At 35.9% G+C, this 13,840-nt stretch carries 10 protein-coding genes; all 10 read left to right on the top strand.

Annotation, left to right across the window (positions count from 1 at the left end; translation table 11 throughout):
• Window positions 1–44: 44 nt before the first annotated feature.
• The 10 genes from IPN41_03450 to IPN41_03405 all read left to right on the top strand — a co-directional run bounded on the left by IPN41_03450 (window position 45) and on the right by IPN41_03405 (window position 13,826).
• Window positions 45–1,304, top strand: coding sequence for a T9SS type A sorting domain-containing protein (locus IPN41_03450; GenBank protein ID QQS60153.1), 1,260 nt, complete (start codon window positions 45–47; stop codon window positions 1,302–1,304).
• Window positions 1,305–1,798: 494 nt separating this feature from the next.
• Window positions 1,799–2,758, top strand: coding sequence for a hypothetical protein (locus IPN41_03445; GenBank protein ID QQS60152.1), 960 nt, complete (start codon window positions 1,799–1,801; stop codon window positions 2,756–2,758).
• A 264-nt stretch (window positions 2,759–3,022) separates the two neighbouring features.
• Entirely contained in the window at window positions 3,023–4,486 is a 1,464-nt protein-coding gene (lysS, locus tag IPN41_03440) for a lysine--tRNA ligase (protein QQS60151.1), read from the top strand.
• Between the two features lie 141 nt (window positions 4,487–4,627).
• Window positions 4,628–5,314, top strand: a complete 687-nt coding sequence (locus IPN41_03435; GenBank protein QQS60150.1) for a hypothetical protein — start codon at window positions 4,628–4,630, stop codon at window positions 5,312–5,314.
• A gap of 9 nt (window positions 5,315–5,323) precedes the next feature.
• Window positions 5,324–8,053, top strand: a complete 2,730-nt coding sequence (locus tag IPN41_03430; GenBank protein QQS60149.1) for a hypothetical protein — start codon at window positions 5,324–5,326, stop codon at window positions 8,051–8,053.
• A gap of 20 nt (window positions 8,054–8,073) precedes the next feature.
• Window positions 8,074–9,270, top strand: coding sequence for a hypothetical protein (locus tag IPN41_03425; GenBank protein QQS60148.1), 1,197 nt, complete (start codon window positions 8,074–8,076; stop codon window positions 9,268–9,270).
• A gap of 95 nt (window positions 9,271–9,365) precedes the next feature.
• Window positions 9,366–10,682, top strand: coding sequence for a hypothetical protein (locus IPN41_03420; protein QQS60147.1), 1,317 nt, complete (start codon window positions 9,366–9,368; stop codon window positions 10,680–10,682).
• A gap of 78 nt (window positions 10,683–10,760) precedes the next feature.
• Window positions 10,761–11,228, top strand: a complete 468-nt coding sequence (locus tag IPN41_03415) for a PrgI family protein (protein QQS60146.1) — start codon at window positions 10,761–10,763, stop codon at window positions 11,226–11,228.
• A gap of 8 nt (window positions 11,229–11,236) precedes the next feature.
• Window positions 11,237–11,911, top strand: coding sequence for a hypothetical protein (locus IPN41_03410; GenBank protein QQS60145.1), 675 nt, complete (start codon window positions 11,237–11,239; stop codon window positions 11,909–11,911).
• Window position 11,912: 1 nt separating this feature from the next.
• Window positions 11,913–13,826 (top strand): ATP-binding protein, encoded by a 1,914-nt coding sequence (locus IPN41_03405; GenBank protein ID QQS60144.1) that lies wholly within the window; start codon window positions 11,913–11,915, stop codon window positions 13,824–13,826.
• Window positions 13,827–13,840: the final 14 nt, after the last annotated feature.

Below are 13,840 nucleotides of genomic sequence, written 5' to 3'. Positions count from 1 at the left end.
AAGTTCATTTAAAAATAATTCTTAATAAAAATACAGGAGCAGTAATGAAAACAATTTTTGTTTTTTTATTGATGGTGGGAAGATTATTCGCCCAACCATTTGAAATTCTTCCATCAGGAGTCACAAATTTTCTTTTTGATGTACATTTTGTAAATGCTAGTACCGGATATGTTGCCCTGAATAATGGCTCATATTTAAAGACTTCAAACTCTGGAGTATCCTGGAATGAATTTTCCTCAGGATCGCCAAAATTCATTACTTCATTTTTCTTTATAAATGAGGATAAAGGATTTGCTGTAGGCGAGTCTGGCAGGGTTTTTAAAACAACAAATTCAGGATTAAACTGGCAAATTTCCTCACCGGCGGAGCAAACATTAAGGAATATTTATTTTCTCGACTTTTTGAATGGATACGCGGTTGGAGATTTCTCAACCGTTATCAAAACTACAAATGGGGGAGAAAGTTGGTTTAATCAAATTGTTTCTTCAGGTGATGCTTTATTTACTGATGTTATGTTTGTAGATGGTAAAGGATATATTACTGTTGCTACAAGTCTCACAAATCTTTTTGTTTCTACAAATAATGGCATTAACTGGACTGATGGAAAGATCCGAGGCGGAAGTATCCATAGTAAGGCTATTGATTTTCATGCCCAGAGTGGCTATTTTGCTGGTTATGAAATAGTTCCTGGAACTTATCATCCGTTAATATTCAAAACATCTAATAATGGAGAAACCTGGAATGAATATATAATTGAATCTCGAGGTCAATTGTATGATATTGCTGTTAGTCCGATTGACCCAAATAAAGCCTGTGCTGTTGGTCAATATGTAGATGATTTAATGTATGGAAACAAGGCTTTAATTATGAGAACAATTAACGGAGGAGAAACCTGGACTGAAGAACCATGGGGAGTAAACGGAGATGAATTTAAAGGTGTTGATGCTACTTCTAATGATTTTTTCATTGTTGGTAGAAATGGAGTTATACTAAAGACTTCACACTCAGTTGGAATCTTTCCCATTAACAACGAAATTCCTCTGGGCTATTTTCTCTCTCAAAACTTTCCAAATCCTTTTAATCCATCAACAAAGATCAACTTCTCCATTCCGAAATCTGGGAAGGTAAAGTTATCAGTTTTTAATATGGTGGGGAAAGAAGTCGTAGTACTTTTAGATCAAAGCCTGTCCGCAGGAAATTACACAGCAGACTTTGATGCCTCAAATCTGACCAGTGGTGTGTACTTTTATACACTGCAGTCAGAAAATTTCACAGAAACAAAAAGGATGGTGCTTGTAAAATAAGCCATCTAAAGATTTCGTGCCTGAATGCCAGCCGAGACTCCTTCACTATATGTTGAAATCTGACATATGTGGAGGATCTTTTTTTATTCATGCCATTGTCTTTTCCTCTATCATATCCATATTTTTACATGTCATCCCCGACTTGGTCGGGGATCCAGCCTTAATAGTACAAAAAGATTATCTTTATCATTTTATTTAATCCTCTCTATAATCTATCTATGCCACCTTTTTTAAAAGGTGGCATTGTTAAAATAGAGAGGAATAGAAGAATTGATGGGAATGATTCTTTATAGAATCAAAGCTAGATCCCTGCCTTCGCAGGGATGACAGAAAAAAAGATCCCACCCAAGTCAGGGATGACAGAGTAAAATAACAGAGATGACAGTAAAATAAGAGAATAACAGAGAGGATCCTGACCAATATATGAAGTTGTTCTTTCTTTAGATATATTATATACTTAGGGGGGGGGATAATTAACTAAATAACTATAAAATATGCCTAATATAGAACAGTTCCCAAATAATCAAGTGCCAGAGCAAGAAAATAATGAAAAAACTCCTGAGAGTGAGTTAGAAGCAGAAAATAACAAAAAGGTTGAAGAAAAAGAATCATGGCTTTCTCGTAACAAACGTAAATTAGTGTTTGGTGCAACTGCTTATGGTATGCTCACAGCAGCAGTACAAGGAAAAGAATTAAAGAACACAGCCAATGAAGAATTCTCCAAGGTAGATAAAACAGAATTACTACAAGATAATGTTGAGAACCAAGAGAATCCTCTTTTCCCAGTATTAACCAAAGTTAGGCTTGGTGAACTCGAGGAAGATGGAGATGATAACAATCTAAAATTAATAAAAAAGATGCTCACTTTGTCAAAGCTATACGGTTGGTCGTTTAGTAATCCAGTTCAACAATTAATTAGACGAGAAGATCTGACACCGGAAGATGAGGCAGAAACCATAGAAATTGTTGTTGTTGATCCCTTGGATCTTGGTCTTGGGGCAGACGCAACCTACCAAGAATTACTTAATAAAATGAAAGATCGAGGCATTTATCCTATTCAAAAACCAGTAGAAGTAATGTATTCTATGATGCGTAACAATGTATCGGATATTAATTGGCCAAAAGCTGACAGTATATTAACGCATAAAGATTATATTTTTGCTATGGATCCATCAAATGATATTACGACAGGAGATGGTGATAGGGTATATAGAGATATGGTAGCTGGAGTACATATCAAGGGTGAAAAGTATGGTGACGTGAGTGCGGCATATGGTGAGTTTACTAGTATAACAGGTCATGGTTATAATGACTTAATTCCTTGGAATCCTGGTACACGCTATCAACAGGCAATTGGGAAATATAAGGATAAAGCTCTTAATAATAACCGACTTCCTGCTAAGTATTTAGGCCAAAGAAATGTGAAAAAAGGAAATTATTATAATAAAAAATAATAATTATAAAATTTTATATTAAACACAATAACCGTCTTTTGGGCGGTTTTGTGTTTTTAAAAACCACTCATTAGTCTTATATATTTGATATGAACATTTAGATATAATGTTAAGTTTCTATATTTTCACCGAGATGATAAAGAAATAATATATACATTTTATTAGATAGTGATTGAAGCAGCTAAAAAAGAATCAGCCAGCCCTCCCTTGAAAAATCCTTTATTATGGTATACTGTAAACACATATTTATTCATATTTATTACTATGTCAGAACGTTTAGAAGACATCATTGCCTTTAGAAAAAAGAAGCTGGAAAACTTGCTTTCGCAAGGTCTAGAAGCTTATCCAAGTTCAACTGCCCGCACGCATGAACTTGAAGAAGTAGTAGAAAATTTTGATCAACTAGCAAGCCAAACCTTGATATTAGTAGGTCGAGTTCGCTCATTACGATTAATGGGCCAACTTGCTTTTGCTCACATAGACGACGGGACAGGCCGGTTACAAATCTTACTTCATAAAACTGAGGTAGGGGATGAAACGTTTAGTTTTTTTGTTGATAATTTTGATACTGGGGATTTTGTAGAAGCAACTGGTACATTATTCATAACCAAGAGCGGTGAAAAAACCTTGCAAGTTACTTCTATCCGAATGCTATCAAAGTCACTGCGACCATTACCAACCGAACACTTTGGCATTAGTGATGAGGAAACAAAGTTACGCAAACGTTATTTGGATATTTTACTAGATCAAAAAACCAAAGATTTATTTATTAAAAAAGCAATTTTTTGGGATGCGACACGAGAATTTTTAAAAGATAATGGTTTTATTGAAATGTATATGCCGGTTTTGGAGTCAATCCCTGGTGGAGCTGAAGCCGAGCCATTTATCACGCATCATAATGCCCTGGACAAGGATTTTTATTTGCGCATTTCTTTGGAGCTACCGTTGAAGAAAATGTTGGTGGCAGGTTACCCAAAAGTCTTTGAAATTGGACGAATTTTCCGTAACGAAGGAATTGACCGTGAGCACTTGCAGGATTATACTCAATTAGAATGGTACTGGGCTTATGCAGATTTTTCTACCATGATGAAATTTGTACAAAAAATGTACCAACATATTATTCAAAAAACCTTTGGCACCTTGCAACTTGATTATCAGGGCTCTGTTATTGATTGGAGTGGAGATTGGAAAACTTTGGATTATTTTGAGATTTTCAAGCAATATACCAATCTTGATTTGAACACCGCTTCTGAAGACGAGTTGAAAGATTATGCCACATCACAGCATATTGAATTTGAAAAGACTGCTGGCAGAGGACGTTTGATGGATTTAATTTTTAAAAAGAAAATCCGTATTTTGCCAGAAGTTTCAATGCAGCCTCATTTTCTTATCAACCAACCAATTGAAATTGAACCATTAGCTAAAAAAGACCCTCATAATCCAAAAGTTGTTCAACGAATGCAAATTCTGGCTTGTGGCTCTGAAATGGGCAAAGGTTTTGGTGAGTTGAATGATCCAATTGACCAAGCTGAGCGCTTTGAGGCTCAGATGAAATTGCGTGAAAAAGGCGACACAGAAGCGCAGATGCTGGATACTGATTATCTAGAAGCTATGGAGTATGGAATGCCCCCAGCAGCCGGCTTTGGTTTTAGTGAACGAAATTTTGCTATTTTCAATGATTGTTCAGTGCGTGAAACAGTAGTTTTCCCGCCAATGAAAGATGCCTAGGGGCTGATTTTGTAGTTTTATTTAGACGTTTTATTAAATCCATATTGGAATATTTCCAGTTTGGATTTTTTTGTTGGTTTTGTAGTAAAAATACTTGGTCTTTCGGATAAGATTATGGTATAATAAAGACAAATTTTACATATGGCTGAATCAAAAAGACTAACCTTTGATCAAGTTAAGCAAAGTGATTTTAATGTAAGTGATATGCTACGTCAAAAACAGCTACAAGCCCGTTTGGCGAATAATGATCAAGCACTTGTCAGGAATAGTTGGAAGGATTTTGGCCAGGCTTTTACGGATCGACCTTATAAAGATTCAGCTTCTAAACGTGCAGGTGCGATATCAAATTTATATCGCCAAGCTCGTCAGGATGCTAAAAATGTAAAGAATAGTGGACTTGGAGAGCAAGCAACTGAATTAGCAGCAGCTCCAATCCAGCAAGCTACTAGTAAAATGCTTCAACAAGCTTGGTTAAATTTGATTGATAGCTGGGGTGCAACATTAATTTGGATTAATGTTCACTGGTTTCTGAATATGGTTATGGGAGATAAATTTTTTTGTGATTTGGGGAAAGAATGGTTACCAAAGGTTGGCAAGGGTGGTAATGAAGGAGGTGGACCGGCGATGGAGTCAATCTTGGGTCTGCCGGTATCTGGTCTTGGATTGGTGGAGAAAATGTTAGTAATCATTTTGGATTTATTAGTGGCAGCTTTGATTCTCTTAGCCTTAGTCCCTATTATTTTAGTTATTATGGTTATTAATGACCCGACGACTGCAATTGATCTTGGCTTCGGTTTTTTTTGGGAGGCCGTAAAGGCATTACTATAAATATATTACATGAAGTTTTTTCGTAGTCATAAAAATAAATTAATAGCCATCTTACTTATTGGTTGTTTTTTGTTTGTTAACTCAGTAAGTGCAGAAAGTAATATTGGTACTGCAACCGCTTCGGTTGTAGGTCATATTGTTTCAATGCTTATTTGGATTGGTGGAGGAATTTTAGTTGTATTAATTCAGCTTTTGATTTGGGTTAGTTCTTATAATGATTTTGTAACTTCGGAAGCAGTAACTCAGGGTTGGAGGATAATACGAGATGTTTGTAACATGTTTTTTATTTTGATTTTATTGATAATTGCCTTTGCGACTGTTTTAAATATTGAGGGCTATTCATGGAAAAAGTTATTACCAAAAATGCTATTAATGGCAGTTCTAATCAATTTCTCAAAATTAATTTGTGGAGTAATTATCGATTTTGCTCAAGTTATAATGTTGACATTTGTTAATGGCTTTCGAGATATTGGAGGAGGTAATCTATCGGACATGCTCGGAATTAATCAATTATTAAATATATCAAAAGAAGGTGCAACTGATGTTAATGCGCTTTCGATTACAGGAACATATCTCTTGGGTTTAGGCTATGTAATTATCTCTATTGGTGTCATTGTGATAATTTTATTTGTTTTAGTAATGCGTATGGTGATGCTGTGGATCTTAGTGACACTATCACCTTTGGCATATCTACTCGGTGCCTTACCAAATACTTCAAAATATGCTTCAAAATGGTGGAGTCAGTTTACGGAAAATGTCGTGTCGGGGCCAATTTTAGCATTCTTTATTTGGTTATCGTTTGCTAGTGCAACCGTTGATGTGAAAAATATTTCTAGTGTAACATTTACCGGATCTGATAACGAAAAAGCTCACCAGGGTAAATTGGCTGCAGCTGGACTTTCTACAGCTGGAACTCCAGAGGGGATGCTTAAGTTTGTTATTTCCATTGGGATGTTAATTGGTGGCGTTATTATTACCAAAGATTTAGGTGGCGTTGCTGCTAAGGCGGTTGGCAAGGGAATGGCAGTTAATAGGTGGGGATTGAAGAAAACAGGTAACTTAGCCAAAAGTGCTGGAAAGTCAACTGCTCAGGTTGGATTACGTGCTACTGGAAGTTTGACCAGTAAGGCTGGTGACCGTATAAGCAAATTGACAAATGGTGTATTGGGCGAAGCAACAAAGAAACGTGGTGATTTTCTTACAGGATGGGGTAAGGATATACAAAAAACACAGAAAGAAGCTGGTAGAGATAGAAAACTTAAAATTCTTAAAAAATTTGGTATAAAAGAGGAAGGATTGAAAGGATTAGATGAATATGCGAAGGCCTCGTTTGGAGGTCAAATAACTGCCGCTGCTTTGAGTGGAAGCCCTGCAGAGATTATAAAAGCAACGGTAACCGGATTGTTACCATTAAAATGGATGGGTGGAAAGTTAAAAGATTTTTCTACTAAGCACCAAGAGAAAGTTGAAAAAGAAAGAACACATGATAATATTATTGAAACTGCGACGGTTGTTAAAGATTTAGAAACTCAAGCAAAGGAGGAAAAGGCAAATTCGTATAAAAAATTAGGTCAAGAACGAGATAGTAAAATTTCTACTTTAAAACAAGAACGTGATCAGAAATTACATAATTACGATACAAATGAACAAGCTGATCTTGACGCACAGAAAGCTCGTTTTCTTGAAGAGCGTACTGCCATGAAAGCTCGTGGAGCTTCTGAAGGTGAAATTAAGCAATTTGGTATTGAACACAAGCAAAAACTTGATTCTATATCAGATCGTTATAGCAATTTACGTAATAAAGCAAATACGGTTTATGACGCAGGCGTTGAAGAAGCTTATAATAAATATGGCGTTGACGGCAAGGATGCTGAATCAAAAATTAATTTAGCATATCAAGATAAAATTAATTTGGCACGAGACTATCATCGAGCTGCCAAGAAAACCCGGGGCAGGGATGCTGAAATAGAGACAGCTGATCAGGAAAAAGAAAGAAAACTTAATGATAATAAAAAAGAAAGAGATGAATCCCTTGAAGACATACGTCGTGCGTATGCATCTTCTCCAGCCATGGTTGAGTCAGAGACTAAAAAAGTAAATACTGCTCATGATAAAAAAGCCGAGGAGATTGAGAAAGAACATCAGGAAAAAACCAAAGAAATTAATGAACACCACAAAGATGCCATGCCAATTGATACCTCTCCTAGCACTGTAACAAAATTAACTGATAAAGCAGGTAATGCTTTAGAGCAATATGATCCTCTAGAGTTAACAAATGCTGCGATTAAAAAAGGACTTGAAGCAATGAGACATGCAGCGGAAATTTTCTCTGCTATTGGCTTTAAGAAACTAAGAGACTTAGGTAAATCATCATTTACTCGAGGAGCCCGTGGTTTAGATGAAACCACTACTCGTGTTTGGAAGATGCTCGCAAAGGGTGATTCAGAAGCAAACGAAAAACTTGAGCAAATAAACGAAGAACTTAGAGTAATCAGTGCTAGAGGTGATGGACCAACAGACTCTGAGAAAAAGGTTATACAAGGTATGAAAGAGGGGTTAGGAGTCTTCCTTCGTGATAATCCAGGTTCAAAATCGAATTTCACTGTTTATATAGAAAGTTTAGATAAAATTGATACTGGTAAAAAAGTTGATGATTTTACCAAGGGAAAAGGAGGTCATAATGACGATGAAGAAGAAGAGCCTAAAAAACCTAAAAGCCAAGATTCAAAGAAGTCATAACCTGATCATTAAATATTATTATGCTTATTATTGAAGAAGCGATTGAAAAATTTAATAATGACTTCCCAAGAGAGTTAAGACTCTCTTGCTCAGCTCCTGAAGTTATCAAGCCACTACGTGCCTTAGAAAGTGCATATGATATTAATCTTGCACCATTAATTATTAATTTTGCTATTGGTGAGCTAGAGCTTGATGGTATTGCTGATTATATTGAAACTGAGTATCAATTTGAAAAGGTTAAAGCTCGTGGTTTAAGTCGAGAAATTGAAGAAACAATTTTAAAGCCTTTACTGGAGAGAGTAAATTTCATTAATGCATCTCCAAATAAAGAGATGACGTTAGAGCAAGAGAAGAGTTATGTTGTCAAAATGTTTCAAAGTAACTTAAGGGCAGAAATATTAAGACCAGCAATAATTACTGACGTAATTAACCAAAGACTGCTTTTTATTTTGGCCCGTGAATTGAATTTTAAGAGTAAATTAGAGCAAGCGATATATGATAATATAGAACCTATAACAAGTGTCCCTATTAGTATCAACGGTCAATTGGTTAACCCATCTATCAATAACTGGATTAAAGATTTTATCACACAATATGGAAGTCAAACCTATGACAGCATGAGTCAGTCTGCTTTTTTGATAAATTCTAATAATGCAAAAAATCTAACTCCAGGCGAAAGAGAGTTGTTAGCTAAGGTTCTAAAAACTTACATTAATATCAAGTTTTTCCCTGATAGTATGCCCTCTGATGATGGCGAAGGTTGGGAAATTATCCCCGTTGACGAGGAAGTTACAGAAGAAGTAATGCCAGATGAAATAATAAATACGAGAGAAGAAGTTAGTGAAGTTGCTGAACGACAAACCTCTTTTTCAGAATCTTTTAAGCCAGTAGCAACCAAACCAGCCGGAGAAACTGCCCAAAAACGACAAGAGCAGGTGATAGCAAAACCACCACGAGTAGTATCAACTCCAAAAACAATTATTTCAACTCCAACTCCAGTAAAAAAGCCTATTACTCCGCTGGCAAAGCCAACGCCTAGACCATCACCTCAACAGTCACAACCGCCAAGGCAAGTAGTTTCCAGATCTCCAGTTGAAACTATAAGTAATGAATCAGATGAATTACTGAATCTCAAAAATATGCTTCTGCAATATCCTCCACATAGTTTGGAACGCGAGGCTATTGAAGAGGAAATAAAGAAACTTGAGAAGGTGTAGGATATATTTTGTTGATTACTTTTTGTATTGTACTAAGAATCTCTGTAATAATACCTTATAACTTTATAACATTTTGAACTTTCTACTTTTTAGTTATGCTTACGTATCTCACAAAATTCAGCAAACTGCCAAAAAATATTCAGTCAAAAATTAATGACCCATCAGTTATGGCCTTAATTGATGATTTGAGTAAGCAGTATAAAGTAAATTTAGCATCAACCGTTATGAAGATAATGGTTGGTGAGATTAAGTTTGATGCTCTAATTGCATATTTGATCAATGAACTTGGTTTAAGTGCTGAGGCAGCTAAAAATCTTGACCTGCGATTACGAAGGGGAGTATTTGCTGATGTGATTGATTATATTCTTGGTGAAGATAGTGGTGCAAAATTAGTCTTTTCAGAAGCTGATGAAGCTGAAGTTCGCAAATCAAAGCAAGATTTAACAGCCTCGGAATTTGATGATGCAATTGATGGTTTTGTTGAGGAAATAGTAAAGCAAAGTCGTCTAAATTTTTCAGAAAAACTAACCGCTGGAAAGTTTCGTCAGGTAGTAAAAACTTATTTACGTGGTAGTCGTGACAAGCTTGCTACCATGGAAGCCTTAACGAAAGCTTCTGAACTTGGTGGTGTAGCCTTGAGTAAGGACGCTGCCGAACGAACATTAATCATTGCTAATAATTTTATTAAAACTGAATCAAAGAAAGTTGAGAGCCCGCCTCAAAAAATTAAACTACCAGAAGATATTATAGCTACGGTAGCCACAGAAGCCTATGATTTAACAACCTCACTTCGTGATCAGGGTAAATTAAAGAATATTCCCGCAAGACCGGTCGCTGCAAAATCTCAACTATTAGATGTTGATCACGAACTGATGCCTCCACCGCCTGCTGTTATGCCAATTCAACCAATTCCAGTACCCGCAGTTCCTCTTACTGATTCTCGTCAAGTAGTAAAAGAGGCCATACAAGCAAAGAAAGTTGATAAGTTTAAATTGCGTAAAATAACCACCCCAGTAACTCCGGTTAATAATGTTGTTGCAGGTGAAGGCGGAAAAGTTCGTATGGATGATGTTCGATATACTGCCAAAGCTTTAAGCCCAGTTGAAGAATTACGATCTTTTACGCTACTTAATTTTCGTCGCTTAGACCCGGATGCCCTTAAGGCGGTTGAAAAAATAAAGTCAAAAATTGAGTTACTTGGTAATGAAAATTATGCTAAAAAAATTGAGGCGGTTGTGGCTTGGAATGAGAGTCCTTTAAATCGTTTGTATGTAGCTGTTTGCCGACGTAGCTTAAATGAGAACTTGCCCCTCGGTGCCGTACTGGATCGTGAACTAAAAAAAGATAAAGATTTTCTAAAACCAGAAGAACTATCAGCTATTATTTCATTAAATAAAAGTTTGAAGTTTTAATATGCATTATTTGATTACATAAAACCAGATCCCGGATCGCGCTCACTTCGTTCGTTTGTCCGGGATGACATCGCAAATATGCTCCAATTTACTGTTCCACAATTCATAGATATTGAAGACAAAATTATTGCCGCCATCACAGTGCGACAGTTTGTTATTTTATTAGTTGCTATGGTGCTGATCGCTGCAAGTTTTAAAATATTTAGCCTAACACCTTTTATTTTAATAAGTGTAGTAATTTTTGGAATTGCAATTATCTTTGCCTTTGTTAAAATTAATGGAGCTGCTTTTCATTATTTTGTTCTAAATATACTGCAGACTTTTAAAAAACCGCGGTTACGTGTTTGGCGTAAAGATGATACACTGGTAGGAGCAATTGAGTTTGATGCGCCAGTAAAACCGGTTGAAGTTGCACACCCTCATCAAACGTATTCTGCCAGTCGTTTAAGTGAGTTGTCATTAATAGTTGATACGAAAGGTTCATATCAGGGAGAAAGTGATGATGACGTTGTGGTGACTCGTGATCGACGTGACTTTAACTTCTAATTATCAATATGTCCGGCCCAAAAAATACACGACCTTCAACCTTGCATTACCTTGATATTGCTGGTATTCGTCAGGATACAGTGATTATGAAGGATGGTAGTCTACGGGCAGTTATCCTTGTCTCAAGTATTAATTTTGCTCTAAAAAATGAGGACGAACAAAGTTCAATTGTTTCGGCCTATGTTAGTTTTTTAAATAATATTAATTTTCCTCTCCAAATTGTTATCCAATCTCGAGAATTAAATATTGAAAATTATTTAAATAGTCTTGGCCAGAAAGAAAAAGAACAAACTAATGAACTTTTGAGAATGCAAATTAAGGAGTATATTAGCTATATTAAAGAGTTGATTTCTTTGAGTAAAATTATGAATAAGCGGTTTTATGTTGTTGTGCCCTATAACCCACTCTCCGACAAGAAAAAGGGGTTCTTGCCTCGCCTAACAGAAACATTTAGCCCTGCTTCGTTAATAAAAATGAAGGAAGATAATTTTAAAAGTTTACGTCAAGAATTACAACGACGTCTGGATAATGTAACTTCTGGTCTTGATTCAATTGGTCTAAACACCATTGAACTTGATACCCAAAGTTTAATTGAGTTATATTATAATACCTATAATCCTGTAACTTCTGTCAACCAAAAAATTGGTCCAGTTGATCAATTGCGACTTGAAGATAATCAATAGTATGGTAAAATTTTCTGAAATATTTAAGAAAAAAGTTCCTCCTGAAGTCGCTGATAAGTCCGGTGATGAAGAAACGCCGTTTGTTGAGCTTGAGCATTTTGATAAAGAAGCTCAAACAGCCGAAGAATTAGTTACCGAAGAAAAAACTTTTCGTCGGGGACTGCTTTCTATTATTGAACTAATTGCTCCTGAAAGCTTTGAAGTCAATCCTCATTATTTGAAATTGGGTGGAAAATTCTTACGAACTATTTTTGTTATTTCTTATCCTCGCTATATTAGTGTTGGGTGGTTTGCGCCAATAATTAATTTAAATACAACCTTTGATATCGCCATGTTTTTCTATCCAGTAAAGAGTGGCATTATCTTAAAACAATTAAAAAATAAAGTTGGTGCCCTGGAAGCGCAGATCGCTGCTGATACTGAAAAGGGAGCTCCTCGTGATCCAATTCGCGAAACTGCCGTAGCTGATATTGAAGGTTTACGTGACTCATTAACCCAAGGCACAGAAAAGTTTTTCCAATTTGCTTTATATATTACTTTTTATGCTGATGATATGGCAGAGCTTGATAGAACTTCAGATACTATAGAAGATATACTTGGATCAAGATTGGTATTTTCAAAAAGAGTTTTCTATCAAGCAGAACAAGGTTTTAACTCAACTCTCCCCTTGAACAATGATGAAATGTATATTGCTTTTAACATGAATTCATCACCAATCGCCTCATCTTTCCCATTTGTATCCAGCGAATTAACGAGTGATAATGGAATTTTATATGGTATTAATAGACACAATAATAGTTTAATTTTATTTGATCGCTTTAGTTTGCAAAATGCCAATAGCGTTGTGTTTGCAACGTCTGGAGCGGGAAAAAGTTATGCTATAAAATTAGAAATTTTACGTAGTTTAATGATGGGAACTGAAGTAATTGTCATTGACCCTGAGTATGAGTATAAGCATTTAGCCGAGGCGGTTGGTGGAACCTATGTAAATATTTCTTTGGCTAGTAAAAGTAAAATTAATCCTTTTGATTTACCAAAAGCCACTGGTGATCAAACTAAAACAGAAGATATTATTCGTAGTGCAGTTATTACGCTTAAAGGTTTGGTTCGTTTAATGATTGGTAATTTAACGTACGAAGAAGATTCAATTGTTGATCGAGCTTTATTGGAAACCTATGCTCGAAAAGATATTACGCCTGATGCTGATTTATCCAATATTGAACCGCCAATCATGAAAGACTTTCAGGATATTTTGGAAGGTATGGAAGGCGGAGCCGATTTAGCGACACGATTACAAAAGTATACTGAAGGAACCTTTGCCAGTTTGTTCAATAATCCATCAAATGTCCAAATGGATAATCAGTTGGTTTGTTTTTCAGTTCGTGATTTGGAAGATGAGCTTCGTCCAATGTCAATTTATACTGTTGTTAATTATATTTGGAATGTTGTTCGCAGTGAAGTTCGTAAACGAATTTTAGTTATTGATGAAGCCTGGTGGTTAATGCAACATGAGGATAGTGCTAAATTTATCTTTGCTTTGGTAAAACGTTGTCGTAAGTATTATCTGGGTGTTACGACTATCACTCAGGACGTTAATGACTTTTTACGCTCGCCGTATGGCCAGGCGATTGTAACTAACTCGTCAATGCAAATTTTGTTAAAGCAGTCTTCGGCCGCTATTGAACTTGTTCAAAAAACCTTTATCTTAACCGAAAGTGAAAAGTATCTATTGCTAGAATGTGGAGTTGGTGAAGGTATTTTCTTTGCTGGTAATAAGCACGCGGCAATAAAAATCGTGGCGTCGTATGTTGAAGATCAGTTAATTACTTCTGATCCAAAACAATTACTTGAAATTGAAGAAGCAAAAAAAGCTGAGGCAGGACCTGTATATAAGTCTGAATCAGCTCCTAAATAACAAGACAAATTTTC

It is taken from the genome of Candidatus Falkowbacteria bacterium (assembly GCA_016699775.1).
GTDB classification, from domain to species: domain Bacteria; phylum Patescibacteriota; class Patescibacteriia; order Patescibacteriales; family Patescibacteriaceae; genus Patescibacterium; species Patescibacterium danicum.
The sequence above is the reverse complement of the archived record's forward strand: the minus strand, read 5'-3'. Positions and strand labels throughout refer to the sequence as shown.